The sequence below is a fragment of the Sphingomonas pollutisoli genome (assembly GCF_029167165.1).
GTDB classification, from domain to species: Bacteria; Pseudomonadota; Alphaproteobacteria; order Sphingomonadales; family Sphingomonadaceae; genus Sphingomonas; species Sphingomonas pollutisoli.
The window spans coordinates 13,165-38,171 of sequence record NZ_JARFNJ010000017.1; the positions used below are offsets into that span (position 1 = coordinate 13,165).

General features: G+C 63.1%; 24 protein-coding genes. 6 read left to right on the forward strand and 18 right to left on the reverse strand.

Annotated features, from left to right (window positions below; genetic code table 11):
* The first annotated feature begins 2 nt into the window (after nt 1–2).
* Nucleotides 3–2,321, forward strand: a complete 2,319-nt coding sequence (locus PX554_RS23480; RefSeq protein ID WP_157081176.1) for a hypothetical protein — start codon at nt 3–5, stop codon at nt 2,319–2,321.
* 161 nt (nt 2,322–2,482) lie between these two features.
* Here the strand turns inward: PX554_RS23480 and PX554_RS23485 are convergent, their stop codons facing one another.
* From PX554_RS23485 to PX554_RS23520, 8 genes are all read right to left on the reverse strand, one after another.
* Nucleotides 2,483–3,184 carry an SDR family NAD(P)-dependent oxidoreductase gene (locus PX554_RS23485; RefSeq protein WP_067735465.1) on the reverse strand — a complete coding sequence of 234 codons (702 nt, stop codon included), beginning with the start codon at nt 3,182–3,184 and terminating at the stop codon, nt 2,483–2,485.
* Nucleotides 3,181–3,921, reverse strand: coding sequence for a glutathione S-transferase N-terminal domain-containing protein (locus tag PX554_RS23490; RefSeq protein ID WP_067735462.1), 741 nt, complete (start codon nt 3,919–3,921; stop codon nt 3,181–3,183). The genes PX554_RS23485 and PX554_RS23490 overlap by 4 nt, the downstream gene beginning before the upstream one ends.
* A gap of 10 nt (nt 3,922–3,931) precedes the next feature.
* Entirely contained in the window at nt 3,932–4,792 is an 861-nt protein-coding gene (locus PX554_RS23495) for a CmcJ/NvfI family oxidoreductase (RefSeq protein WP_067735459.1), read from the reverse strand.
* A gap of 40 nt (nt 4,793–4,832) precedes the next feature.
* On the reverse strand, nt 4,833–5,357 hold the full coding sequence (locus PX554_RS23500; RefSeq protein ID WP_067735456.1) for a hypothetical protein: 525 nt from the start codon (nt 5,355–5,357) through the stop codon (nt 4,833–4,835).
* A 284-nt stretch (nt 5,358–5,641) separates the two neighbouring features.
* Nucleotides 5,642–6,556, reverse strand: a complete 915-nt coding sequence (locus PX554_RS23505) for a HEPN domain-containing protein (protein WP_067735453.1) — start codon at nt 6,554–6,556, stop codon at nt 5,642–5,644.
* Nucleotide 6,557: 1 nt separating this feature from the next.
* Entirely contained in the window at nt 6,558–7,091 is a 534-nt protein-coding gene (locus PX554_RS23510) for a type II toxin-antitoxin system VapC family toxin (RefSeq protein WP_084384985.1), read from the reverse strand.
* Nucleotides 7,088–7,402 carry a type II toxin-antitoxin system Phd/YefM family antitoxin gene (locus PX554_RS23515; RefSeq protein ID WP_245656544.1) on the reverse strand — a complete coding sequence of 105 codons (315 nt, stop codon included), beginning with the start codon at nt 7,400–7,402 and terminating at the stop codon, nt 7,088–7,090. The genes PX554_RS23510 and PX554_RS23515 overlap by 4 nt, the downstream gene beginning before the upstream one ends.
* A gap of 200 nt (nt 7,403–7,602) precedes the next feature.
* Complete coding sequence (locus PX554_RS23520) at nt 7,603–8,556, reverse strand: SDR family NAD(P)-dependent oxidoreductase (protein WP_067735450.1); 954 nt, start codon at nt 8,554–8,556, stop codon at nt 7,603–7,605.
* Nucleotides 8,557–8,681: 125 nt separating this feature from the next.
* Here PX554_RS23520 and PX554_RS23525 point away from each other — a divergent pair, with 125 nt between their 5' ends.
* Complete coding sequence (locus PX554_RS23525) at nt 8,682–9,590, forward strand: AraC family transcriptional regulator (protein ID WP_067735447.1); 909 nt, start codon at nt 8,682–8,684, stop codon at nt 9,588–9,590.
* A gap of 80 nt (nt 9,591–9,670) precedes the next feature.
* Here PX554_RS23525 and PX554_RS23530 read toward each other — a convergent pair whose 3' ends face one another.
* Together PX554_RS23530 and PX554_RS23535 are read right to left on the reverse strand one after the other, a co-directional pair.
* Entirely contained in the window at nt 9,671–10,231 is a 561-nt protein-coding gene (locus PX554_RS23530) for an RES family NAD+ phosphorylase (protein WP_067735444.1), read from the reverse strand.
* Nucleotides 10,232–10,237: 6 nt separating this feature from the next.
* A complete protein-coding gene (locus tag PX554_RS23535; protein WP_067735441.1) occupies nt 10,238–10,873 on the reverse strand; it encodes a hypothetical protein in 636 nt (211 codons plus the stop codon).
* Between the two features lie 116 nt (nt 10,874–10,989).
* Here PX554_RS23535 and PX554_RS23540 point away from each other — a divergent pair, with 116 nt between their 5' ends.
* A complete protein-coding gene (locus PX554_RS23540) occupies nt 10,990–11,436 on the forward strand; it encodes a hypothetical protein (protein ID WP_067735438.1) in 447 nt (148 codons plus the stop codon).
* A 3-nt stretch (nt 11,437–11,439) separates the two neighbouring features.
* Here the strand turns inward: PX554_RS23540 and PX554_RS23545 are convergent, their stop codons facing one another.
* Together PX554_RS23545 and PX554_RS23550 are read right to left on the reverse strand one after the other, a co-directional pair.
* A complete protein-coding gene (locus PX554_RS23545; protein WP_067735435.1) occupies nt 11,440–15,165 on the reverse strand; it encodes a conjugal transfer protein TraG N-terminal domain-containing protein in 3,726 nt (1,241 codons plus the stop codon).
* Nucleotides 15,166–15,179: 14 nt separating this feature from the next.
* Nucleotides 15,180–16,598 carry a conjugal transfer protein TraH gene (locus tag PX554_RS23550; RefSeq protein ID WP_067735432.1) on the reverse strand — a complete coding sequence of 473 codons (1,419 nt, stop codon included), beginning with the start codon at nt 16,596–16,598 and terminating at the stop codon, nt 15,180–15,182.
* A gap of 104 nt (nt 16,599–16,702) precedes the next feature.
* Between PX554_RS23550 and PX554_RS23555 the strand changes: the two genes are divergently transcribed.
* A complete protein-coding gene (locus PX554_RS23555) occupies nt 16,703–17,893 on the forward strand; it encodes an ATP-binding protein (protein ID WP_275504706.1) in 1,191 nt (396 codons plus the stop codon).
* 27 nt (nt 17,894–17,920) lie between these two features.
* Here the strand turns inward: PX554_RS23555 and PX554_RS23560 are convergent, their stop codons facing one another.
* Nucleotides 17,921–18,505 carry a hypothetical protein gene (locus PX554_RS23560; protein ID WP_067735177.1) on the reverse strand — a complete coding sequence of 195 codons (585 nt, stop codon included), beginning with the start codon at nt 18,503–18,505 and terminating at the stop codon, nt 17,921–17,923.
* A 66-nt stretch (nt 18,506–18,571) separates the two neighbouring features.
* Between PX554_RS23560 and PX554_RS23565 the strand changes: the two genes are divergently transcribed.
* Both PX554_RS23565 and PX554_RS23570 read left to right on the forward strand, forming a co-directional pair.
* Nucleotides 18,572–18,823, forward strand: a complete 252-nt coding sequence (locus tag PX554_RS23565) for an AbrB/MazE/SpoVT family DNA-binding domain-containing protein (protein WP_067735082.1) — start codon at nt 18,572–18,574, stop codon at nt 18,821–18,823.
* Nucleotides 18,820–19,218, forward strand: coding sequence for a type II toxin-antitoxin system VapC family toxin (locus tag PX554_RS23570; protein WP_067735085.1), 399 nt, complete (start codon nt 18,820–18,822; stop codon nt 19,216–19,218). Before PX554_RS23565 ends, PX554_RS23570 begins: the two co-directional genes overlap by 4 nt.
* A 47-nt stretch (nt 19,219–19,265) precedes the next feature.
* Here PX554_RS23570 and PX554_RS23575 read toward each other — a convergent pair whose 3' ends face one another.
* The 5 genes from PX554_RS23575 to PX554_RS23595 are packed head-to-tail and all read right to left on the reverse strand — an operon-like array spanning nt 19,266 to nt 24,692.
* Nucleotides 19,266–20,162: a conjugal transfer protein TraF gene (locus PX554_RS23575; RefSeq protein WP_084384970.1), complete on the reverse strand. Its 897-nt coding sequence runs from the start codon at nt 20,160–20,162 to the stop codon at nt 19,266–19,268.
* Nucleotides 20,159–20,764: a S26 family signal peptidase gene (locus PX554_RS23580; RefSeq protein ID WP_067735088.1), complete on the reverse strand. Its 606-nt coding sequence runs from the start codon at nt 20,762–20,764 to the stop codon at nt 20,159–20,161. Before PX554_RS23580 ends, PX554_RS23575 begins: the two co-directional genes overlap by 4 nt.
* Entirely contained in the window at nt 20,736–21,593 is an 858-nt protein-coding gene (locus tag PX554_RS23585) for a type-F conjugative transfer system pilin assembly protein TrbC (RefSeq protein WP_067735091.1), read from the reverse strand. The genes PX554_RS23580 and PX554_RS23585 overlap by 29 nt, the downstream gene beginning before the upstream one ends.
* Nucleotides 21,565–22,776, reverse strand: coding sequence for a conjugal transfer protein TraN (traN, locus tag PX554_RS23590; RefSeq protein WP_245656525.1), 1,212 nt, complete (start codon nt 22,774–22,776; stop codon nt 21,565–21,567). The genes PX554_RS23585 and traN overlap by 29 nt, the downstream gene beginning before the upstream one ends.
* Nucleotides 22,773–24,692, reverse strand: a complete 1,920-nt coding sequence (locus tag PX554_RS23595; protein ID WP_217998663.1) for a hypothetical protein — start codon at nt 24,690–24,692, stop codon at nt 22,773–22,775. The genes traN and PX554_RS23595 overlap by 4 nt, the downstream gene beginning before the upstream one ends.
* Between the last annotated feature and the right edge of the window lie 315 nt (nt 24,693–25,007).

A 25,007-nucleotide genomic window follows, 5' to 3' on the forward strand; every position in this document is an offset into this window, starting at 1 on the left:
CCATGAGAACGCGGCTGCTTGCTATTTCTTCTGTATTGCTGATTGGTGGCCTCTCGCTGCCGGCCAGCGCAAAGCGCCCTTATACTCTCAGGGATGAAGTTCAGTTTGCTGACTTCTGGTTGGATAACGCGGCAATCTCGTATTCGCCGGACGGAAAGCTGCTCGCGGTCAACGTGAGGCGCGGACTGTTGAAAGAAAGCAGGATCGAAAGTGAACTGCGTATCTATTCCGCGGATGCGTTGCGGGCGTTGGTGAGTGGAGCAAGCGCGAATCGCTTATCACCATCCTCCCTGTGGACGATTAAACTTGCGACGTCGAAAGCGGGGCCGAGCATTGACGGTATAAAATGGACCGCTAATTCTCAAGCCATCGTCTTCTTGCAGAAGACGACGGCCGGTGTGAAGCGGCTCATGCTGGCCGATGTAGCCAACAAAACGCTGTCGTCACTTTCGGACGACGGTCAGGATGTTACCGGCTTCACGGTCGCCGATCGCGCTCACTTCGCCTACGCGGTCAGAGCGGTTCGGGATGGTGGACGAGGCGCATCCGATCAGCCCTCGGAAGTGCTGACCGGGCGTTCACTCACGGATGTTGTCATCCCTGAATCCCTTGACCATAGCATCGACCGAAATACGATTTGGGCTGCCACCAACGGAACGGCGCGGGCGGTCTTAGACCCGGCTTCCGGGAAGCCATTGGTCGTCTTCGACGAAGGCGTCCGTGCCTTGGCGATGTCTCCTGATGGACGATGGATTTTGACGGCGCTGCCGCTATCTGTCGTTCCCGATGATTGGCGCGAGCGATACCCATCGCCTACCAGCGCGCGATCCAATCCGATCCCAGCGGGACGCCAAAATGTCGACTCGCTATTCGGTCACTCGCTGACGTCCAGATATGCGCTGATCGACACGCGGACGAATGGAACATTGTTTCCACTTAACACGCCCACCGGCCGATCTGCCGGATGGTGGCCTGATGCGTCGCCAATGTGGTCGGCCGATGGTAGTGCGGTCCTGCTACCTGGCGTATTCCAACCCAACGCCGATTTAGGAACGAGCGCGGCACCGCCCTGCATTGGGGTTTTCTTGATCTCTTCTCGCGCAACTCGGTGCGTCGAGCCACTAGCGAAGACCTATAGTAAAGGAGGCTCGATGGTTCCGGGAGCCGAATTTATCTCTGCCATCAAGTTCGACGATTCTGCTGGATCGTCTATTACAATCACTGCGAAAGATATTCGGACCGCCGAGGTAAGAAACCGTCACTACGTTTCAAAAGCCGGAGGCGCGTGGGCAATGACAGCGACTGAACCTCGCCGTGATACGATGGCCAGCTTTAGCGTCAGCGTGGATCAATCCGCCATTCAGCCACCACGCCTGCTCGTGACCAACACGGCGAACGGGGTATCGCGCGTCGTTTGGGACCCAAACCCGGAAATTGCAGATATAACCTTCAGTAAGCCTCAGGTCTTTGAGTGGACCGACAGTGCAGGTCGACAGCAGAGCGGCGGTCTCTTTCTGCCTCAAGATTATCGTCCTGGGAAACGCTATCCGCTGGTTATCCAGACACACGGCTTCTCCTCGGAATTGTTCCGGCCGAGCGGCGGCTACACCACAGGTTATGCTGCTCAAGTCCTAGCGGCGAGTGGGATCATAGTTCTGGAAACTCGCTGTCGTGACGCTGAGACTGTGACGCCGAGGGAAGCAGCCTGTCAGGTCGACGCATATGAGTCCGCAGTCAAGGCCCTCGCAGCAAAGGGTATGATAGACCCCGAAGAGATCGGCATTATCGGCTTTAGTCGCACCTGTTATTACGTGATGGAAGCTCTCACAAAGAGTTCAGTGCGCTTCAAAGCGGCGTCAATCACAGACGGCGTGAACGAAGGCTACTGGCAATACATCATGTCGGCGGGCCTGTTGAACGACAGTGGCATTTCCGCCGAAGCGGACGCAATGATCGGCGCGAAGCCCTTCGGTGTCGGTCTCCAGACTTGGCTGAAGAACTCGCCCACATTCAATACGGACAGAATTAGCGCTGCGGTTCAAGTGGTCGGCGAAGGGAAGCTAAGCCTGATGTTCATGTGGGAACCTTATGCCTTGTTGCGCTTCCAGAATAAGCCGGTCGATCTGATATTGCTCAATACGGACGAGCATCTATTAACCAATCCTACGGTTAGGATGGCGTCGCAGGGCGGTTCGGTGGACTGGTTCCGGTTCTGGCTGCAAGGCTATGAAGATCCCGATCCTGCCAAGGCCGAGCAATATCGGCGCTGGCGGGAGCTGCGGCAAATGCAGGAGGCTTCTTCGGCGGCTGCGGCGCGCTAAGTTCGGCCGATGCCCGCAGGGCCCTGCCCGATGCAACGTCGGGATCCTCGATCGGGACCAGCACATGCATCGGCCGGAGCCGCAACGAACCGTCGGCACCTTGGCGCAGGCAGCAGGCCGAGACATCGGTCAGCACCGCGAACGCTCGCCGCTCGCCCATCTCAGAAAGGTTCCACCCAAGGCCTAAGTTCGATCTCCCAGGTCCAGGCGCTGCGGGGTTGGGCGAGCACCGCGAGATAGCTCTGCGCGATGGCGTCCGGATCGAGCGTGCTGTCGGGACGGTCGCGCGGATCGGGGCGGACGGCGCTCCGGACGGCGCCGTCGATCACAAAATGCGCGACATGGATGCCCTTGGGCGCCAGTTCGCGCGCGGCGCTCTGGGCGAGACCGCGAAGGCCGAATTTGCCGATCGCGAAGGTGGATGAACCCGCGAACCCCTTGACGCTGGCGGTGGCGCCGGTGAGGAGGATCGCGCCCCGGCCGAGCGGTTCGAGCCGCTTCGCCGCCTGCTGGACGACGAGGAAGCCGCCGAACGCCGACACCTCGATCGCCCGGCGCACCTCGTCGGGATCGAGGTCGACGATCGGCCCGCGAATCCGGCCCGACGGATTATAGACCACGATCTCCGGCACACCGACCCGCGCTTCCACTTCCTCGAAGAGGCGGGCCACCGCTGCCGGATCGGTGGCATCGGCCGTAAACAGGGCGGCGCCGGTCTCCTGGGCGAGGGATTCGAGCTTGCCCACGTCACGCGCGGCTGCGGCGACCTTGAGCCCGGCCGCGCTGAGAGCACGGACCAGCGATGCGCTGATCCCAGGTCCGGTGCCGACGACAAGCGCCGTGCGATAGGGCAGGGCGCTCATGCCGGAACCTCCGTCGTGGGCGCGGGTCTCGCGCGCTGATTGTAGAGGATCTTTCGCCGCCGTTCCTGTTCATCGGGCGGCAAGCTTGCCGGGTCCTCGGCCGGTCCCGCGTCGACCGCAAGCCCGCGCTGGACCGCCGGTCGCGTCGACACTTCGTCGAACCAACGCCGGACGTAGCGGAACTCGTCGAGATCGATGCCCTGCTGCTGCCAGGACACCGTCCAGGGGTAGGCGGCGATGTCGGCGATAGTGTAGTCGTCGGCAGCCAGATAGCGCCGGTCGTACAGGCGGTTGTTGAGCACGCCGTAGAGGCGATGCACCTCGTCATCGAAACGGCGCCGGGCGTAGGAGAGATCGCCGGCAGTTTCGGGCACGCGAGAGAAATGGCCGCGCTCGCCGAACTTGGGGCCCTGGTTGGCCATCTGCCAGATCACCCATTGGGTCACCTCATATTTCGCGCTGATGTCGTCCTGCGGCCAGAAGCGGCCGACCTTCTCAGCGAGGTAGAAAAGGATAGCGCCCGATTCGAAGACGCTTATCGGCGCGCCGCCGCCTTTGGGCTCGGTATCGACAATCGCCGGCATGCGGTTGTTGGGGCTGATCGCGAGGAAGTCGTCGCTGAACTGGTCGCCGCGACCGATGTTCACCGGAACGATGCGGTAAGGAATGGCGAGCTCCTCAAGCAGGATCGTCACCTTCTTGCCGTTCGGAGTCGGCCAATAATGAAGATCGATCACGGCGGTCCTTTCAGTCGAAAAAGGCGATGGTACGGAACTCGATGCTCTGGCGCGGCGGCGTGCCGGGCGGCGTGGTCGGATCGGCAAAGCCGCTATGCGGCGCGAACTGCGCGACGGAGCCGTCCGAATCCCAGCATTTGATGAGGATCGCCTCCTCGGGCGTGAGGTCGGGAACATAGAGCCAGCGCTGCGCGGGATTGTAGGCGATGCCATAGGTCTCGCCGCGGCGATGCGGGAAGATCAGGTCGGTGGCGATCAGGTCCTCCGGTGCGAAGCTACGCGCGTCGCCGAGCACGAGCGGCCAGTCGCGCGCGGGATAGCCGATCGGCCGCCAGACATTGATAATCGCCGCGCGGCCGGCAAGCAGCGCGTCGGCCTGTCCGCCCATGATCTCACGCACGCGCTTGGGTCCGGACCACAGCGTCTGGTCGACATGGACGCGCGAGGCGGGTGGCCGCGGCAGATCCAGTGTCCTGTCGTCGGAGGCGTCCTGGCTGGCACGCCGCCGGGTATGGTCGAACACCACGACTCGCGCGGCGCCGGTTACCTGCATGACGAGCGCCGCGGTTTCAGGGTGGCCGAGGGCAAGCGTCTGCGCTTCGTCGAACAGATCGCCGACTCCACTGGGCGACCGAACCACCGCGATACCTTCGACCTCAAGGCTGAGGCGGTCGGCGAAGGGGCGGGCGTTCTCGATACGGACATCATGGTCGCGATATTCACCGCGCCGCTCGGGAACGCCCTCGGGTGGCGGTCCGGCATAGGCATAGGGCTTTTCTCCCGTGTGCTCGGTAAATTGCAGAACGGCTGTCACGCTTTTCGAACCTGCCGCAGTGCGCGATGGGGAATTGGCGAGGGCATTGATGCTCATGTCTTGCCGCTCCGTGAGAATGTGAGGAAATCGTGCTGCATCACGCTGCCCGCCGTAGCTCGCTGCGGGCGAGGACGATCCGTTCCAGTTCGGAGAGTAGCTGCCACAGCCAGGCAGCATCCGGCCCCGCGCGATGACGGCCCGGGCAGCGACAGTCGGCGACCTTCTTTGCTGCCGCGATCTCGCCGCTGCCGGCGCCAAGTGCATCGACAAGCAGACTCGCGTGCTCGATCGGGGCCAATGGATCGATCCCGGCGTCCGCGTGCAGTGTCGCCCACCAGATCGCATCGATGGTGCTGTCAGCGAATAATCTGCGGCCGCAAACTGCCTTGGTGATCTCTTGCACGACCTGGCGTGGTGAGACGCCCTTGCGGTCCAGTTCGTCCGCGCTGATGCAGTGCCGCCGCGTTGCCTCCTCCGTCCAGTCCCAGTCGCGCCAGCTTGCATGCGGCCGGATCAGCCAGCTTCTGGTCCCTTCCGGTCCGCTGATAGCGACCTCGATTGGAAAGGATCTGCCGTGTCGGGGAAGGCAGCTTGCCTCGAAATCGATTGCGACAAAGTCCATTGCGTACGTCCTGAAGCGCCGCATCGCAAAGGATCTTCCAGAGTCGCCAGCGGCCTCATCTCACATATCGAATTCACCCGCGATTGCCCGCATAGAATATCTACTAATTGAGTAGGGATTAATCGTTGGGACTCGAAATGCTGGCGGCCGGCCGTGTCACAGCTGCGACGATCGGCGGCCATCGCGCTGTGGCGCTTTGGTGAGCCGATCGACCAGCTCTGGCGTCCCATAGCATTGATGGAGGATGTGATGCCCCGCGGCGACAGATCGAAAATGCGACCGGTTCAGAGCGTCGCCTTCAACTCGGCCAGTCTCGCGGTGCAGATGTCGTTGACGATCGTGCCCAGTTCCTCGACGCGCTCTCCGAGCCACCGAAGCTCCTGCTCGGTGATGCGGTAATGCTTGGAATAGCGAGCCTTCACATAGGCGTCCTTGAGCTTCTCGAACCGGGCGCGGTCCTTCTTGCTCTCGCGTGGCCAGGCCGAGACCAGCCGGATCGAAAGCCGCTCGGCCTGCGTCCGCAGAAAGTTCAGATTGTGAACGTGGGGCGTGTAGAAGGTTCTGACGAGCAAGACACAGTGATAGAGTTGCTCGCACGCTTGATGTAAATTGAACGCGGCGTGACGGTAGGATTTCTGTGAAAGGCAGAAATGGAATACCTTTTGGGAATCGACCGCCAGCGAGAACCAGTAGTCATAATATTCCTGCGCCATGTCGAACGCCTCCTGCGGCGTCTTGGGCTTGGGGGCGAGCAGGTCCTCTTCGTCCGCCTGATAGAGCGCGATGCCGTCGCGGGCGACATCCATGAAGAAATATCGGCCATGCGCCAGCCCGTCATTCACCTCCTGGAGGCTGTGGACGATGAAGTTGACGGGCGTCTTGAGCGACCTCGTGATCGCGCGTTCGCGGGTGAGCCGTTCCTCGGCTCGCTCCCAATAATCCACCCGGTCCGTCAGTTCCTTCTGGTTGACGATCACCAGCAGATCGAAATCGGATTGATATCCCTTCGCCGTATGCGGTTCATCGACCCAACCGCCACGCGCGTAGGAACCGTAGAGGATCACCTTGAGAATGCGGCCCAGCTTGCGCTGGCCGTTCGGCTTGCCATGGGCGTCCTCGAACTCCTCGAACAGGATTTGGATGACGCGGTCCAGCTCGCGCTGCTTTGCCGCTGGGAGATGGTCGAGTTCGGTGCGCATGTTACTTCGATCTCCGCCGCCTCGTTCGGTTAAGGACGGTAAGCCGGTCGAGCAGGTCAGGGGCTTTCAGATCATCGACCACATGGTCCAAGCCGGAAGCTGCGTGAAAACGTCCCTCCCAGGGGTTCAAGGTTGCGACGCCCGCCGCGACGAAATGCGTGACGTCGCGCGTCACCGCGACCATGTCGCTTTCCTCGGCTAGCACGGCGACGAACAGATCCGGCTGCCCGAACGTGTGGCCCTTCTTGCGGCCGCCCTCGATTTTCAGCCGCCATCTGAGCAGGGTATCTTCGGTTATGCTCAACGTCCGCCCGACAAACAGCGGACGCAAATTATGATCGAGCCATGTGGTGATCGAGGTCCGGCGCTCGACATCGTCGAGTTGCTCGATCCCAAAGCGGATTTCCGCGAACACGACATCGGACAGGAACAGGTCGCTTTCCTGCTGGCTGCTGACGAAAGCGACAACGCCGGGATCGGGGCGGGGCTTGCGAAGATCGGAAACCACGTTGGTATCGAGCAGGAAACCGTTCAAAGCTCCACCTCGCGCACCTGCCCGACGGTGGTAGCGCGGTCGAGATCGAGGTCGCTGAGTGGTGAGGTCGCGAGCGCTTCTACGAGCCGCCGCCCGGTCCGATCCCGGTGGTCCCTGTCCCAGGCTTCAGCCGAAACGATGATGACGGCGTCTCGCCCGTGGAGTGTTACCCTCTGGGGGCCGTCCTCCTGGGCCAGGCGCACCACCTCGCTGAAGCGGGCCTTCGCATCCTGCAACCGCCAGCGGCGGCGAGGATCCGGGTTGATCGAGGGTGCTTTGCGCGCGGCCATTTCCGCCTCATAACTGGTCATCGTGACTATATTATGGCCTATTGGCCGGTGCAATTCAACAAGCGATCGAGGCCGGCATCTGTTTTCTCACCGATCGTGGTAGGAGCGCGAAATGACCGGGGACGTGCTGATCTATGCACCGCGCGCGGTCCACCGATTTCCATGATCATTTCGGCTAGTTGGAGAACCATCGAACCAAACGCGCCAGCCGGGGAGCATCATCAAAATGCGTTGATATTGGTGAGTTCAACCGATAGCCGCCAAAGCTTCTCGGCTTCCTTTCCATCGGCTGCATAGGCTTTGACCCCGACAAACGGCGCATCAGCATCTTCCGCGCGTATCGCGACGTCGCAATCCTTGCAGTAGAGACCCCCGAGCCCGTCAAGCTGAGGCGAGGTTGCCGCCCAGACCTGCGTTGCTGCTCCCTGTTCCGGCGTTTTGAAGGTTGGATCGATCGACACTCCCGCCTCGTCGATCCAGCCTTGCGCCACCATCTCGCTCCTGGTCATGTAACGCTGCAGCGGCGTAAGAATCTTGCCCGGACTGACAGAAAATGCCCGAACGCCGCGATCGTGGGCGAGGCGGTCGAGATGAACCGCGAAGAGGGCGTCAGCGGTCTTGGATTGGCCGTAGGCAAACCACTTGTCATAGCCGTGCTCGAATTGCACATCGTCCCATCGGATGGCGGACAGATGATGCGCGGCCGACGAGAGCGCGACGACCCGGGCGCCTCCGTCGAGCAACGGCCAGAGCAGATTGGTCAGCACGAAATGCCCGAGATGATTGGTCGCGAATTGCGCTTCCCAACCCGGCCCGACTCGTGTTTCGGGACAGGCCATGATGCCGGCGTTATTGATGAGCATGTCGACATGCCGCCCCGATGCCAGCGCACGGGCAGCGAAGGAATGCACACTGGCAAGGTCCGACAGGTCAAGCGTGTCGATTTCCACGCCAGGAATGTCTCGCGTCGCGATCTTCGCCACGTCCGGTTTCCGCGCGGCGACGAGCACATCAACGCCCGCTTCGGCAAGGGCCTTCGTCGTCTCCAGACCAAGGCCGGAGTGACCGCCCGTGACAATGGCGCGCTTTCCCTTCAGATCCAGCCCCGCAAGAACTTCCGAGGCGGTCGATCGGGCATCAAAACCCGAGCCGAGGGGGTTTTGATAATCAGTCATGATCGTTCTCCAATAACAGGCAGGCCAGATCGCTGATCCTGCCTGGGGTAGAGTTAGCGATGGCAATCGAACGATCCATGCGCCAGAGTTCGCCAATCTATCGCGCTAGTTCGGATTGTTGTGATATGGACCCGTTGTCCGATGTGCTTTCCCTGTTGAGGTCCCGAAGCATAATCAGCGCGGGCCTCGATGCGGGGGGAGAGTGGGCGATCCGCTTTCCAGCCCATGAGGGTATCAAGTTCAACGCTGTCTTGCGGGGCGCGTGCTGGGTGCAGGTCGATGGCGAGTCCGAGCCGTTGCGTATTGAGGCGGGTGACTGCTTCCTGCTGACGCGCGGGCGCCCATTCCTTTTTACGACCGACAGAACGCTCCCCGCGATCGAATCCGCGACAATCTACGACCAAGCGTTGAATTGTGTCGCGACCTGCAATGGTGGTGGAGATTTCCTCCTGATCGGTGGCCGCTTTTTCTTCGATGGCAGACATGCCGAGCTGCTGTTCAACGCCTTGCCGGCCATCGTCCATGTCCGTTACGCTTCGAACCAGGCGGCGGTGCTACGCTGGTCGCTGGAACAATTGGCGACGGAATTGAAACAAGGGTTGCCCGGCGGCACACTGATGGCGGACCATCTCGCACAGATCATGCTTCTCCAGGTAATCCGGCTCTGGCTGGCCTCGGACAAGGAGAAACATACTGGTTGGCTGGGGGCGCTGGCCGATCCGCGCCTTGCGCGCGTCCTGGGGGCTATGCACGGGGAGCCAGCCCGGCGGTGGACACTCGCCGAACTGGCCGGGTTCGCTGGCATGTCCCGGACTGTTTTCGCAGGGCGGTTTCGAGATGTCGTCGGGCAGACGCCGCTTGGCTACCTCACCGGATGGCGGATGCGCCTTGCCGCCGATCGCTTGCGGCACACCGATGAGAGCGTGGCGAGCATCGGGTTCTCTGTCGGCTATGAATCCGAAGCGGCTTTCAGCGCCGCATTTCGCCGGTCGGTGGGATGCACGCCAATGCAACATCGGCGTTTGGCTGTGTAGCGCACTAGCAATTTCGAATGATTTCCTCATCTCTTCCGGTTCCGGCGTGCCCCGCTTCGCGATACCCTCGTTATCCCGCCCTAAGGCTCGACATAAATTTTGCCGAAATGGCCTGCCAGGGCCGCAGCTTCGGACGGCGATATTGAGACCCTGCTCACCGGGCCGGCTTCGATCGCCGCGGCCGCACGATCAAACAGGGCGACGCAGCGCCGGTTGTCGAACCGGGAGGTATAGAGGATGCCATCTGCGGCAGTCGTGGCGTGGATCTCGGCGCAAACCGCCCAGCTTCGGACATAGTCGATCCCATGAAGGTCCGTGAAGGACAGTCCGTGCGCCGAGACGCCGGCGTCGAGGAGTGGATAGAGTCGGAGCGGCCTTGTCGTTACCAGTTCGCTGCGCACCCGCGCCTCTACCATCGTCGAAAGAACGTGCGGAGTCGCGGGCGCGCGAACGAGGGTTTCGCCGAAGGCTGTTTCGAGAGTCCGGGCGGCATACAAAACCTTGTAGCTGCCATCGGGCGAGTCATAACGGGACAGCGGCGTCTCGCCATCTGGTCCGAAGTAGATCGGGTCATGGCCGGTACGGTGGATGCGATAAAGGCGAACGCCGGCATCGATCCGTCTCAGTCGAACGGTCGGCACGGATGATCAGGCTGCCCAGCTCGCCGCGAGCGCTGCAAGCTGCTTCAACACCCTCGGCTCCGGCCGTCTGGTCAGCGTTTGCAAGATCGTCTCGGGTTGCGCACCGAACCCTTCGAGCGGTGTGGTGAGCATCATCAGCTGCTCCCAAGGATTCATGTCATCGAAGGCCTCCAGCACAGCCTTGAGACCCTGTAGCACCTCGCCGTCGACGAACTGCGCGGCGGGATAGCGCATCTCGGCTCCATAGGGGACCCCCAGGATTTGCCGGCGCTGGCGTTGCTTGTCGATCGCGGCTGGCGTGACCCCAAACATCGCTGCGACGTCGGCGCGATCGAGCATGCCGCCCGCGCGGGCGGCCATGTCCTCGCGGAAGCGGACCGTCTTCTCGCGCGCTGCCATGATCGCTTCGAGATCGGCGGGCGATTCTGGGGCGATGTCGCGCGGCGCGATGGCCAGCGCATGGCGAAGATCAGACGTGCCCACGATATCGGCCAGCGTATCATCGCTCGCGGACTCGACCGCCTTGACGATGGCGAGCGTCAGCTTTTCGAGCGCCTTGCGCCGCAGCGTATCGTTCGTCAGGCTCGTGCTGCGACCGCCTGTTTTCCGACGCGCCGGAACGAGAGAAGCGTTGGTTGCCATCGGTGTCCTTTCTGTCTCCAATATGCCAATAGCGACAAAAAGGACAAGCGCTGATCGCCATTCCGCCGTGACAATCGCGATCCGAACTGCTATATGGCTATCGAAAGGATTTCGCGATGGAGCAGACCATCGAAACCAAAGATGCCGCAAACAAAGCACCCTGGCCCGGTCTCTCGGCCTGGCTGTGGAAGCCTTGGTATGCAAAGCTCTGGTGGCTGATGGCGGTGACGACTTGGCTCGTCGCCCTTTTCGCTCCCAAGACCCTCGTTCCTCCCGACGGAACCTTTGCGTTGGTTCTCACGCTGATCTTTCATCCATTCGCGCTCTTCTGGTACGTCGCTATCCGTGCACTTTGGGTTTGGCGGCAGCAAGTGGTTTTCCCTTGGGACCCCGGCTATACGGACGAAAGTGCCGACGGTGATCATACTGATGAACTCTATAGTGGCGACGGTATCGGCTTCCATCGCCCTATTCCGATGTCGTATATGTCCGATCCGACCGACATCCGTTCGCCTCTGAATCCCGCAAATCCGGCCTATATTGTCAGGCACCGTCACAACTGATGGCTATCTTTTCTTAAATTCAGCGTCGCCGTCTCGAGAGCTATGATCCAAATCATCAGAGAAGCGGCCCGTATCGAGAATGCTGCGCTGCTCTATACCTGTTAGCGGAGCAGACCAATCTCCTACGCCTCGGCCAGATGAGGATTGGGTTAGATATCGGTTTCTTAGACCTTGAGAGCCGAGGATTTGTCGGCTCAATTCGAGGGAGAAGGCCTTCTCAGGAGCCGCAGATTTTGTGGATGCACGTTCCGCATTGGCGATAGCTTCGCGCACGTCATAGTTTACGATGTCCATCGTTGCCATTGCGTCGATCGAGCCTGTGCCCGTATCGCTACTGCTTGCGCCGACCTGCACAGAAGCTCGCCCACTATACCCCGAAGACGTCGAATTCCCGTCCTTCGCTCCAGAACCGCGTCCTCCGCGCGAGGCCCCGCCTTCGATCTGGCCACCGACTATCGTCCCTTGTGATACCTGATGCATTGCGCTCCGCGAAATAGATCGGGTCCAACCAGTCTGCGTCATGATCGCCTGCACGTCGCGCTGGAGCGTGTCGGCAACTTGAGGCTTGAGCCGCCAATTCCCTTTGCGGTCCATCTCGAAGCCACCGCGCAGCCAATTCTCCATCGCGGCACGGCCTTCCTCACCACCGCCCATGAAATGCTCGATCGTATCGGGGCCGGCCTGCTTACCCGCCTCGAACCGCGTGCTGGTATCGTTGCGCGCTGAACGGCTGAAGTCGGTCCCGCTCGACACCAGCAGGTCATTATCAGCGAAGCTGAACCGTGCCCGCCCGCCATTGGCGATTGCGCCGAGCTGGCTCTCGTTGATGAGACCAGCCTTATACATCGCAGCGGCGGTCTGGGGCGTCAGGTTGAGGCTGAGATCACCATTCTGGTCCATGGCGATCTGTCGCTTGGTCAGGGTAACGCCGTTTTCGGCGAGCAGCCCCTGCATTCGGGTCAGACGCTCATTGTCGACGATGCGGGTCAGACGCTCGTTCCGCGCGCGATCGGCGATGCCTTCCGCGCCGCCTTCGGCCATGTCCACCTGATTGCCGGCCGTGCGGCTCAGCGCCTGGATGAAGCTGTCGAGACGCGCTGCCTCGCGCGTCGAGACACCGGCCGCAGCGGCGCCTTCGGCAAAGCCGAAATTCTCCGATTGCCGCCGCTGCTCGCCGATCCGGGCCGCATCGCGCGTGCCGCTGGTACCGACTTCGCGCTGCGCATCGAGCTTGCCCGAGCGTTCCGCGAAATCATAGCCAGCCGCCTCTAGCGTGCGGCCATAGACGCTGGTTCCCTCGCGCGCCGCCTCAGCGGTCGCACCATCAGCCGTGCCGACACTAACCGCGGCATTATAGCGCTCCAGCGCGCGCTCGACCTGACCCTCGTTCCGCCCGGTCGCGCGCGCGAGCTGGGTGATCGCGGTGCTTCGCGCTTCGCCGGAGAGCGCGTTGATGAAACCGATGCGGCGGGATGTCTCGTCCACGGGGAGGCCAAGCATCGCGGCGGCCTCGCGTTGGCCCTGGTTACTGCCAGAACGCCAAGCCTGTTCGGTCGCGACATTGGACCGCTCCACCCCGGCGACATTGTCGCCGGCATAATCGCGTCGGCCTTCCATCGCGCCGACCTGGGTCTGCGCCGCGGTGAGATCGTTCTCGAGCAAGCGCTCCTGGTCGAAGGTATTGGCGATCAGCTTCGCGAAGGTGGGATCGGACTGTGCCTCGGCAATGATCCCGGACGCCTTGAGTTCAGCATCCTTAGCGGAATAGCCGCCACGCTCGAAGTGCCGGGTCGCCGCCTGCATCATCATCCCGTAAGCCCGTTGATCGCCGAAGGCGCGCCACTGGACGAGATTCTGCGCGAAAGCGGCGAACGCCTTTTCACCGGTCTGACCTTCCCCGAAATAGGTGGTGCCGAGCGTGCGAAGCGCATCCTTTTCGGCGAACTGGTGAATAGCTGTCGTCGCAGCATTCGCCCGGACTGCCCGCGCGACCTGTGGATCCGCCAGATCGCGCCCGTTGAGGGCGGGGGCGAGCCTTCCCAGTTCCTCGGCGCCCTGAAGGCCGCCGAGAGCGAAAGCGGTGCCGCCGGATGTGCCTGGACGCTCGCCCAGGATGTGATCTGCCTGGCCGAACGCTCGGTTGGCCCCAAATGTCGATCTCTCGCCGAAATCCCCGAAGCTGGAGGATGCGGCTGCCCGCGCCCGCGTGCCGAGCGCGGAGGCCTGGGCTTCGAGTGCCGAGGCTTGTCCCTCGGTCGTCGCCATCGGAGCGGCCGCCGCCGTGCCCTGGCCGGCGACACCAAGCGCGCCCGAGGTGAAAGAGGTGAAGACATTGCCGCTGAAGCGGAACACGGTGAACACGAAGGCGCCTGCCAGGCCGGCTGCCGCTGTGCGGAAGCTGCCGAAGATCGCCAGCGCCTTCATCGCCGCCGAGGGTGCTAGCAACCACGCATTGGCGGCGAGCGCGTTCGATCGCAATTCCTCGAGCGCGGCATGGGCACGGCCCAGCGTGAGCTGATAGATGCCCGCGTCAATAACGCCCCAGAGAGCTACGAACACGAACAGGCCGAGCGCGAAGCTCGCGACCCGGAGATTGATCGGCGTCAGGATGAACAGCAGCGCGACAGGCACCATGAATAGCATGATCCCGAACACCGTCGCCCGGATCGTTGGCATCCATTCATTGGCGACCGACAGGGTCGCAAGACCGTTCGAGATCACTGCCCGGTTGGCCATGACGCGCGCCGCGCTGGCCGGCGAATCCTCGAACAGGACGTCACCAACCGTATTGCCGAGTAAGATGTGGGTCAGGAGCGCCTGAGTGGACAGCGGCTGACCGAGCATCATCTGACCCATCTCGCCCAACTGCTGGCGGCATCGGTTCATCTGTTGCGCGTCGTCGACGTTGAAGCCGGTGCGGGCGCAGATCTGCCGCGTATAGCCGTCGAACAAGGCAGGGTCGGACAGGCGATCCGAGATATGCGTCCAGGCATCGGTGCAGCTCATCGTCGTGCCGCCCTTGTCGCTCTCGGTATAGACGGTCGAGAAAGTGGCGGGTCCGGCCATCGCCGCGAAGGCGCCCGGCAGGTCCGTTGCCGTGCGGAACAGCTTGTCGTCATCGATCCCATAGGCAGCTGAAACGCGCGCCACCGGATAACATTGCCGGACATAGTCCTTGATGGTCGCGTCGAGGAAGGTGTCGGTCATGGGGCCGCGCGGGGAAACCGCGTTGAGGAAGAGATCGAAGCTGTGGCCACCCGCGCCGAACTCGATCTTCGCATCGGGGTCAATGGTATTGTCGTCGATGGTCTCGACCAGCGCCCGCTCGATCATGTTGGTCACACCCGCCACCAGCACAAGCAGATTGGGGACGCCGCCGACTGGCTGATAGGCGTTGCGGACTCGGTCATAGACATGGACCGTGCCCGTGGTGGCGATCAGCCCCACGAACAGCCCGACGCCGAACAGCATTTGGAACCCGAATGCGACCAGCCCCATTCCCGAGCCGCGCACGCTCGCCACTATCGCCCCAAGGCCGATCCCGACCGTCGCGACGATCAGCACCAGCGTCTCATATCGGGGATCAGCGAAGATCATCGAGACGAGCCGAAACGCCTCCACCGTCTCGGCGAAACCGTCATAGGTGTGGAAACTCGTATCGACGGCCAGCGCCGGCGTAGCGGCGAGCAGCGCGGGGAGGAGGGCAAGCAGTTTGGCGATGCGGCGCATGGACTTGCCTCCCGTTACTGGTTGCGCGCGGCCGCCGCGCCGGCGGCGTCGCGAGCATCGCGGTCGCGGTCGCGGATGAGGCCCGCATAGTTCGCCGACAGGTTCGCCGCCGAGAGCGCTGCCATATAGCTCTGCCGCATCTGCGCACGCTGGCGCAGCACCTCGTCGCGCAGATCCCGCAGCTGCTCGATGCCCTTGGAGAGGATGCGTGTCTGGCAGACATTGGCGTTGTTGCCATCGGCGGCACCGGCCGTGGTCGCGCCCCGCTCGGCATTACTCACCGTGAAATCGATCGTGCGGGTGAGGTCGTTGAGCATCTGATAGGCAAGCGTCAGCGCGACCAACTCGTCGGTATCGGAGATAACCGAGTCGACCACGCCCTGCCGCACGCCCCATTCGAGCATCCGGTAGATCGGCAGCGTCCGGACGTTGGCGACGAACTGGCGCTCCTCGGTGCTGAGCGCGGCGCGCGTCCTGATCTTGGTGGCGATCGATTCCATGCGCTCACGCGCAAGGATAAGCGCGCCGCGGCCGCCGCCATCCTGCGAGCAATCCGCCGCCGATGGCGGGATGTTCAGCGATCGACGCTGGACGCGCCCGGTCAGGAAATCCTGCGAGCTTTCGGTGTCCTGCGCGGGGCATTGTGGGATGGCGGTGAACAACGGAACCTTATCGGCCGGATCCCAGCGCATATAGACGTCGCCCACGCGGGCGCGCATCACGCTCGCCCAGTCGCCGGCGCCGACGCGCGAGGCAGCGTGGGATAGCAGCGACCCGGTACGGAAGATGTCCGTGACTTCCGCCGGGCAGTTGGCGAGCACATCCTTCAGATCCTCGGTCGGGTTGTTGTTGTTCGCCTGGATCTTCTCGCGGCTTTGTTGATAGCTCTTGGCAAAGCCCTCCTTGACCGACTTGTACCCCGTCATCTCCTCGATGATCCCGCCCATATTGTCGTCGCCCTTGGCGATCTGGACCATGCGGTTGGCGAGTCGGCAGTCGTTGACCTGGATACTGTTCAGGAAATTGGTGGCGGCTTCCATCTTCGAGATGATGTTCCCCATCTTCTCGTCCAAGGTTTCGAGGAGATATTGAAAGGCCACGGCGGGCGCCGCCTGAAGGATGCTCTCCAGTTTCTGGACGAGATAATCGGGGTCGAGGAAACTCATGCCGCCTAAAAACATATCGATGCCGCCGCAGCCGGCGCGCACCTTGGGAAGGCTGATCGACATCAGATAGTCGTTATGGACGTCGACCCGTCCGGACATACCGCCTGCCGTGACGTAGCCCCGGGTCTGATCCTCGAAACTGCCAGGCGAGGTATAGGTCACATTGTCGAACCAGCTTTCCGCCCAGCTCTGGGCGTGGGCCGGCGCAGCAGCGCACCAGCAGGCGAGCAGGGCGCACAACGCGGTAATCAGGCGGGGTCGAACCATGGCGGGAATCCTCTTCGCAGAAATGGTCGCGACAGCTCGCCCGCCAGCAGAGCTTGCCACGGAAAGAATGACGGGGTGTGATAATTATCCTTGTAAATTCGGAGTTGCGATCCGAATATACGAGGATGATTAAACGACGTATCAGGACGGAACTGGCCGCAAGGCTTGACGAGACGCCTGCTGTCGCCCTGCTCGGGCCGCGACAGGTTGGCAAGACCACCCTGGCTCAGGAAATCGCTGCGACGCGGCCATCTGTGTATCTCGACCTGGAATCCGAAGCCGATCGTGCGAAGATCGCCGACGCCGAGCAGTATCTCACGAGCCACCAAGACAAGCTGGTCGTTCTCGACGAGGTCCATCGCTTGCCCGGCCTCTTCCAGATCCTCCGTGGACTGATCGATCGCGGCCGACGCAAGGGGCTCAGGGCAGGGCGGTTCCTGCTGCTCGGATCGGCATCGATCGACCTCATGGCGCAATCTGGAGAAAGCCTCGCGGGCCGCATCAGCTATCTCGAAATGGGCCCGCTCGATGCGCTTGAGGTGCCGGAGCAGGATTTGCCGGGTCTGTGGATCCGGGGTGGGTTTCCCGACAGCTATCTCGCGCGAAGCGATCGCATCAGCCTTCGCTGGCGGCGCGACTTCATCCGCACCTATCTTGAGCGCGACATTCCCATGTTCGGCCCGCGTATTGCAGCGGAGACGTTGCGACGCTTTTGGACGATGCTGGCACACCATCAGTCCGGGCTGCTCAACGCCTCGGAATTCGCGCGCAGTCTTGGCGTGGATTCCAAGACCGTCGCCAGCTACCTCGACCTCCTCGTCGATCTGCTGCTGGTTCGCAGGCTTGAGCCTTGGCACAGCAATGCCGCCAAACGCCTGACGAAGTCGCCCCGCATCTATGTCCGCGACAGCGGCCTCGTCCATGCGCTGCTCAACCTGGGCGACCAGGAGGCGGTGCTGGGGCACCCCGTGGCGGGTGCGAGCTGGGAAGGCTTCGCGATCGAAAGCTTGATCGCCGCCGCGCCCGAAGGGACCGTCGCGAACTTCTATAGGACCCTGGCGGGTGCGGAAATCGATCTCGTGCTTACCCTGCCGCATGGCGCTCTCTGGGCCATCGAAATCAAGCGCAGCCTCGCCCCCAAAGTCGAGCGCGGATTCCACCATGCGGTTGAAGACCTTCAACCTGCCCGCAGGATCGTCATCTATCCCGGCGTCGAGCGCTTCCCGATGGGACACGCCATCGAAGCAGTGCCGCTCGCGCAGGCGAGCCGTGAACTTCTCGCGCTTCATGATTGAGGCGAGGGGAGAAGGCGAAGAGGACATTCAGCGTCTCCCTGCCGGGGAGCGACTGGGAACGCCAACGATGCCAGTGAACTTCGACATGGCCCGCACGCCCACCGCCGGCCGAACCCCGGTCAGCATTTTCGCCGCGAGGTAGAGATTGCGCGCCAGATTGGGCGCATGGTCTGTCCCGATCGCGATCGGGACGATCCGCGAGGCGTCATTGATCGGTCGGGCCCAGGCGACCGGATGCCCGACCCACGGAAGGCCAAGCCTCCCTGAGCGGATCATCGCCTCCTGCGCGCTGATTGTACGCACCTGCCAGCCGTAGCGCCGTCCAAGATCCGTCAGCTTTCGCCAGAGATCGCCGCAGGGAACGCAGCCTGGACTCGTCGTCATCTCGACCACGAAGGCTGAGCCCTGCCCGCCCAGGGTTGCCCCGAAATCGTCCGGGAAATCTCGGGTCACGGGAACACGCGACAGCCATGCCTGCATTGTCTGGCTATCGCTGACGGGATGGATCGCGGCGCGCATCGCCTGCTCGCGCGTGACGGTCTGCGCGGCGGCCGCCGAGCCGATCACGATCGCTATTCCGGGAAGACCGAGCAAAATCGCAAGCGAGCGCATCATGCCGTCCTTTCCTTGAAGGGAAGGAAGTTCTTCCTTACAATGGCCGATGAAAGGACTCGGCGGATGAACGCGATCACCATTACCTCCAAGGGGCAGATCACGCTGCGGAAGGAATTGCTGAGGCATCTTGGCGTCCACCCTGGGGAGAAGATCAGCATCGACAAGCTGCCGGGCGGTGAAGTCAGGATTCGGGCAGTTCGGCCTACTGGCAAAATTTCCGATGCGTTCGGCATGCTGAAGCGGGAGGGCCGCAAGTCGCTATCGATCGAGGAAATCAATGAGATTACTGCGAAGGGCTGGGCCGGCGAACTGTGAAGATCACGGCAGACGCCAATATTATTCTTCGAGCCCTCGTCGAAGATGACAAAATCCAGACCCCCATCGCAAAGAGAGTGTTGGAGGAAGCTGACTTGGTCGCGCTGACGCTTCCTGCCTTGTGCGAGTTCGTCTGGGTGATGTTGAAAGGCTATAAGGAAAGCCATGAGCGGATCGCTGCAGCCATTCGCACCTTGATCGCCGCCGGCAATACCGAAGCTGACGTGGCCGCAGTGGAGGCCGGGCTCGCATTTCTCGACGCCGGGGGCGACTTCGCCGATGGGGTCATCGCGCATGAAGGGCGATGGCTCGGGGGCGAAACCTTCGTGAGCTTCGACGAAAACGCCGTTAAGCTTGTGCAAGGAAACGGTGAAAAGGCCCGTGTCCCCGCCTGATCCGGCAGCCTGCTCGATCACAGGGCATCGCATGGTGATAACCACCTTCATGGCCGGGGCTCCGTGCCCGCATTGACGAGATCGCCACCCAGCGCGCGTGGATCGGTCGAGGAAACCGGCCCGTTTGACAAAGCATCGAAGAAGCCGTTGTCCTCGCCGGGGCCAGTCATGAACTGCTCGGGCCGGATATCGCCGAGCAGCAGCCGCACTGCCTGGTAAGCCATCTGGGCGAGGTTCGGATAGGCCTCGACGCCCGAGGCAATGATCATGCGCTGCTGGCTGCCCCGCCGGATCAGCATCGTGGTCGGCGTGATCTCGACACCGAACCGCTGTGTGACATCGGGGCGCCGGTCGACATCCATCAGCGTCACCTGCCAGCCCATTTCCTCCTGGAAACGCTGGACGATCGGCCACTGGACCCGGCAATAGCCGCAGGATGCGCGCGAGAACATGACCAGCGCGAATTCGTTCGCGTGCGAGCGCAGATAGGCCCGGCGGATGGCATCCTTCTCGGCGGTGAGTTCTGAGCGGGCATCCGTCACCATCGGATTGGCGGACTTCGAGTTGAGTTCGGGGTGCGTCAACATCGCCAGTTGCGTGACGCCGGCAAAGGCACGCGCCTTGCGGCGCGCGAAGTCCTGAAGCCGCCAGAAATCGGCGACCGCATCGACCGTCAGGACCGTCGCCGCATAGTCGCGCTGCTGCTCGATCAGCTTGCGGATCTTGGGCGGCGTCCAGGTCGCCAGCTCCGCCATCGGGGGGATCACCGGCTTCACCAGCGCATCGGGATCTTCTTTAGCGGGCGGGGCCGGCTTGGGAGCCTCATACCACCAATAACCCTGCTTGGGCCGTTCCCGGGCGCCCGGCTCCTGGGCCTCCGCCGCGGCGGAGGAAAGCAGGCCCGCCGCGGCTGCGACCGCGACCAATGGAATGGCCCCCTTCACAGCAGCTTCTCCATCCGCGTGAGGCGGCTGATCGGAACCAGCCCGAAATAGCGGCTGTCGAAACCGCGCGGGTGATGCGAGCCGACATAGACCATCCCCGGCGGGATCATGCCGCTCCACTGAAGATGCTGGAGCCGGAGCCCATGCAGCCCGTAAGGCAGGCTCACACCGAGCAGCTCGCCGTTGCAGAAATAGCGCCCATCCCACGCGTGCGGCGCCGAGACCGATGGGGTCTCGATATGGTCGAGATGATCGCCGGGCATACACAGCGCGTGCTTGGTCACGCTGACCGGATTCGGCCCTGCGATCGGATGCCGCAGCGTGAACTTCACATAGTCGCCCCTGACGATCGGCCCCGGCGCTTCACGAACGGCCCAGGCATCGATCGAAGGGCTCATCACCAGCGTAATCTTCGGCAGCACCAGTGCCGCGAACAGCGCGACCGGCAACACGATCGCGAACGCGCGCCATAGCCGCTCCGGCCGGGCGGGCTCGCCCATGCCCGCCGCGCCCAGCGCGACCGCCGCCTTGCCCGGCAACCGGCACAGCCGCGGCCAGAGGCCGCGCAGCGCCTCAACGAGAACCCAGAAGAGCCTGAGCATCGCGCACCTCCGCTTGTCCGCCCAATCGGGCATATTCCTCGAAGAGACCGGCAAGCGCGCTGTCGCCATAGACGACATGCGTCGCTCTCGGGCTCTCATCGTCCCGCTCGCAATAAGCCTCGGTCGGATCGCCTGGGATCATCGCCAGCGCGGGCACACGGCCCACCCCATGCTGGCGGAACACGATCGGATCGACGATGAGCTGCACATTGCGCATCGCGCAGGCCGGTCCCTCGCAGCCCGGATCGATCCGCAGGATCTGCGCCGAGAGCTTCGCCATCGGTCCGACCTTGTGCAGCCCTCCCAGCATACCGCGAAAGGCGAGCACGCCATGGACCCGTTCGAGTTGCGCGGCATAGGTCCTGAGCACGGGGATCGGCATGGACGACGAGACGAACAGGACCGGCACCCAGGCTTTGGCCGCCGGCGCTGGTGCTGCCTTGGCCAGCGCCTTCTCCTCGGAAGGTTCGAGTCCGAACGCCTGGCGCAGCCGCTTGGCCTGAGCCTCCCGCTCTGCCGCCATCCGTGCCTCGCTCGCTTCCAGCGCGGCTTTCGCGCGGGCGTCGATCACTGGCATCGCCTTCCGGGCGCGAAGCCCCTCGAAGGCGCGCCGGCGCTCCGCCTCAGTCGGCGCGGGGGGCAGATGCGGCGAGGGCACCTCGCTTGACTGCGCCTTCTGCCGTGAAACGGCGCCCTTCAGCCGCTCCATCACGACGTCGCCTTCCTTCTGCGCACGCTCGCGGGCGGAGTCCTGGGCGAGCGCCGCACTTGCAATGCTCACCGCCAGGAGCACCGCGGCGCTACGGCTTGACGGCGTTGAGATACGCATCGACGCGCTCCTTCATGTCGATCTGGATGTCGGACTGGGCGCGGGCTTCGATGTCCGCGTAATATTCGGAAAGATCCATTTTGGAGAAATCCAGCGCCTGAAACTCTTCCGGCGTGAAGCCGCGGCACATCGGTTTCTTGGCCGTCCCCCAGAGATTGCCGTTGAACGACTTGAGCTGGGGCCGCCCCTGCTCCTGGATGATGCGGCCGAGCTTGGTGTTGAAGCAGCAATGGCCTCGCGCCTTCTGGAGGCAGATGCCGAGGAAGCTCGACGTGCAATAGCTGCCGATCTCGTGGCAGAAGCCGGAGCTCCGCAGCATCGCGGTTTCCATGTCCTGCTGGTCACAGCCCGAGAACAGGAAGTCGATCATGAAGTTGATCGCAAGGCTGACTGCGATCGAGGTCGGATCGAACCCTACAACGAGAGCATTGAGGCCGGCGTTGGCCGCCTGGCTCGCGGTCGCACCCGCCTGGAACGCAGCATAGGCGGCCTTCATCCCGTTGAACACGCCTTTGGCGACGGCGATCTTGGTGCTGATCGATGACAGGGACGAGCCCATGCCATCCTTCACGATCTTGCCCTTGTCCTTGCAGCAATTGGAGAGCGTGGTGCTGAGACCCGGCGGGCGGCAGCGCATGCCGCGTCCGCTGAAGATCTCGATCGTGCCCATGCAATTGCCCTCGGCGTCCATCCCGCCGTCGGGTTCCGTGCCTGGATCGGCGATCGGCGGCTCATCCACGATCGGATTGGTCTTGATGTCGGCGCATTGGTTGGGCGAGCAGGCCGGAACACCGCCGGTGGTTTTCGCGATGCAGGCGAGCTGAGGCCCGAGGGGACAACTATATTGGCCGGCGGCATCCGCGACACAGTCCACTTCCTGGATCGGGCAAAGGAACTGTCCCGACGGTGTCGGCGTGCAATAGGCGGTCTCGCCTGGATCGGCGGCGTCGCCATTGCCGTTGAGATCGGCCGCGCACAATTGCAGGCTTTGGGGATCACTCGGCGTTTCGCCGCCGGGTGCCGGGTCAGGCTCGGGCTGCGGTTCGACGAGCCCGGCAGCCTGGATCTGTTGCTGGGGCAGGGGTTGCGCCAGCGCGGTGCCATGCCAGCTCAAGCCAATGCCGATACCGAGCGCCACCATGCACGCAGCCGCGCGTGGACCAAGATACCAGAGGCGCGTCATCGCACGGTCCCCGTGCAGACGAGGTCGGCGCCGGCGAGACGGACCGTTTGCATCATCACCACCGCTTCAGGAAAATCGTCGAGGCAGCCGCAGGCGGAAACGACCTCTTCGCCCGGCCCGGCCGGGCAGCGGTTGTCGCTGTCGCAGGCATGGTAGAAGGTGTCGTAGCCAGTCGGATTGTTTTGCTTGTTGCCGACCACGCCATCGAGCGCGGCATCGTTGTTCGTCTTGGGCGCCCGCGTCTTGCAGATGGCCTCGCAAGCCGGAACCGAGCCGCGATCGGGCAGGCTGAAGGCGCGCGTCGATTCCACGAAGCTACCGTCGCTTTGCCGGGCCCGGTCGGCGAGCATCGTTTCGGTGGAATGATCGATGATATAGGTGCCGCGGCTCGTGTCGGGCTGCGCGATGTCGTCGATCTTGCAGCGATAGGTGCGATCCTTGAGAAAGAAGTCTCGGGTCAACTCGGTGGGGCAGGAGACACCGCCCATGATCCGGGTCTGCGCCAGCGGCCGCAGTCCCGTCGCGACCCCGTTGATGAAGGTCTGCACGCCATCGACCAGCTCGCGGTCGATCCGGCACTGCGGATCGGCCGCAATGGTCCCGCATCGATCGACCACCTGTTCGAGCGTCCGGCAACTGCCGTCTACGTCGACATGGACCTGGGCGAAGCCCTCTCCGCCCTCCGCGACCGCTACCCGCAGCCAGATCTCATGATCGCCGGGCGTGAGCCAAGGCTTCAGGTCGAGATTGGGATAGCGATAGAAGGTCTTCTTCTGCTCGCATTTGCCGGGCGGCACACCCATCGAGGGCCAGTTCTCCGGTCCCGACGCGACCAGCGTGCCGTCGATGCGAACCTGTCCCCAGTCGTCCGCGAAATATTGGCTGAGCCTCGCATCGACGATGCTGTTGGCGTCGCCCACATGCAGCGTCATGCGAAAATCGATGAGACTGCAATTACCGCCGAGGCTGTTGTCCGCAGGAGAGCCCATCAGAAAGTCGAACGAGGACCCGTTCTGGATTGTCGAATACCCGCCCGACACCCGGCTGATGATATCCTCGGCGCGGGGTTTAAGCACCGTGACCTGCCGTTCGATGGTGCAATGGCGGTATTGCAGCGCGGTGCCGACGCCGACCTGCGAAGCCGCCAGCGCCTGGAAGACCGGGCTGCCGGTCGAGGCCGAATAGGCGTCCGCAGCGATGGCGGTCGGGGTCGCACGATAGGCCGTCTGCGGCAGCGACGGATTGGCGGTGCAGGCCGTCGATTGGGCACCGACGTAGCGGATCATCGGCCCGTCGATCACCGCTTCCGCGACGCCATAGCGCGGATCGGCGGTGGTGAGCGCCCCGATCATGCCCCCGCCAAGATCGCGAAGGACCGAGGCCATATTGCCCCAGGCGAGATTCGTGCCGCAACTGTTGTTGATGCAGTAGCACCCCGATAGCTGCGGCATATCGACCTGGGTGAGCTTCAGGTTGCGTGCGCCATCGACATCCCAGCGGAAGAAATTGCATTGATTCCAGGTGCCGGGCTGACAGGAAATGACGCCGTTGGCGCAGATGCCCGAAACCGCGACGGGCAGGCTGGTCCGGCTGTCGATCGCGCCATCGAGATCGGTGTCGCGGGCGATGCTGATGGTGGAGAGATCGCCGCCCGACCCGGGCTGCACCAGCACCTCCATCATCGTCGCCGTCTTCTGGCACGCGATATTCGGCGAGAAGGTCTTGCTGTCGTCGACGGTAGCGATCGTCTGGCCCGCAAGTCCCGGCGTCACATAGTTGTTGAGCAGTGTGTCGCTGTCGCTGGTCTTTGCGCGCGACGCTGCAGCGGCGGCGCGGGCGCGCTCCTCGGCGGTCTGGGCGGCGGCGGGTACGGCAACCAGCGCCGCGAGGCAGGCGAAGGGAATGACGCGCCTCATGGCCATGTCCCTCTCGGCTCATGTGTGCGGGAGCCGGGCCGGAAGCGCAGCATCGCGCGAAGCGGCAGGCGGGCCTCATCCGAGGCGGTCACGCGATAGACGGCCTGCCCGTCGAAGATGGTCAGCACGGCCACCGCGGCGCGGAGTGGCTGGGGGGCGCCCTCCCGTGCCGTGGAGGGACCGGTGGCCGTGCTGACCGGGGGTGGAGCGGCGCCGAGGGGGCTGTTCGACGCCGCTCCCATCCCACGCAGCCAACCCAGGCCCTCCAGGCCTTGGCGGGCAGGCCTCCGAAGATGGCCGGCAGCGTGCGCAGGA

Bases quoted from the DNA above. Each gene is read 5' to 3' on its own strand.
- PX554_RS23480 (WP_157081176.1), top strand. From the start codon at position 3: ATGAGAACGCGGCTGCTTGCTATTTCTTCTGTATTGCTGATTGGTGGC.
- PX554_RS23485 (WP_067735465.1), bottom strand. From the start codon at position 3,184: ATGAGCGCCCTGCCCTATCGCACGGCGCTTGTCGTCGGCACCGGACCT.
- PX554_RS23495 (WP_067735459.1), bottom strand. From the start codon at position 4,792: ATGAGCATCAATGCCCTCGCCAATTCCCCATCGCGCACTGCGGCAGGT.
- PX554_RS23500 (WP_067735456.1), bottom strand. From the start codon at position 5,357: ATGGACTTTGTCGCAATCGATTTCGAGGCAAGCTGCCTTCCCCGACAC.
- PX554_RS23505 (WP_067735453.1), bottom strand. From the start codon at position 6,556: ATGCGCACCGAACTCGACCATCTCCCAGCGGCAAAGCAGCGCGAGCTG.
- PX554_RS23515 (WP_245656544.1), bottom strand. From the start codon at position 7,402: ATGACCAGTTATGAGGCGGAAATGGCCGCGCGCAAAGCACCCTCGATC.
- PX554_RS23520 (WP_067735450.1), bottom strand. From the start codon at position 8,556: ATGACTGATTATCAAAACCCCCTCGGCTCGGGTTTTGATGCCCGATCG.
- PX554_RS23525 (WP_067735447.1), top strand. From the start codon at position 8,682: ATGGACCCGTTGTCCGATGTGCTTTCCCTGTTGAGGTCCCGAAGCATA.
- PX554_RS23535 (WP_067735441.1), bottom strand. From the start codon at position 10,873: ATGGCAACCAACGCTTCTCTCGTTCCGGCGCGTCGGAAAACAGGCGGT.
- PX554_RS23540 (WP_067735438.1), top strand. From the start codon at position 10,990: ATGGAGCAGACCATCGAAACCAAAGATGCCGCAAACAAAGCACCCTGG.
- PX554_RS23545 (WP_067735435.1), bottom strand. From the start codon at position 15,165: ATGCGCCGCATCGCCAAACTGCTTGCCCTCCTCCCCGCGCTGCTCGCC.
- PX554_RS23550 (WP_067735432.1), bottom strand. From the start codon at position 16,598: ATGGTTCGACCCCGCCTGATTACCGCGTTGTGCGCCCTGCTCGCCTGC.
- PX554_RS23560 (WP_067735177.1), bottom strand. From the start codon at position 18,505: ATGCGCTCGCTTGCGATTTTGCTCGGTCTTCCCGGAATAGCGATCGTG.
- PX554_RS23565 (WP_067735082.1), top strand. From the start codon at position 18,572: ATGAACGCGATCACCATTACCTCCAAGGGGCAGATCACGCTGCGGAAG.
- PX554_RS23580 (WP_067735088.1), bottom strand. From the start codon at position 20,764: ATGCTCAGGCTCTTCTGGGTTCTCGTTGAGGCGCTGCGCGGCCTCTGG.
- PX554_RS23585 (WP_067735091.1), bottom strand. From the start codon at position 21,593: ATGCGTATCTCAACGCCGTCAAGCCGTAGCGCCGCGGTGCTCCTGGCG.
- traN (WP_245656525.1), bottom strand. From the start codon at position 22,776: ATGACGCGCCTCTGGTATCTTGGTCCACGCGCGGCTGCGTGCATGGTG.
- PX554_RS23595 (WP_217998663.1), bottom strand. From the start codon at position 24,692: ATGAGGCGCGTCATTCCCTTCGCCTGCCTCGCGGCGCTGGTTGCCGTA.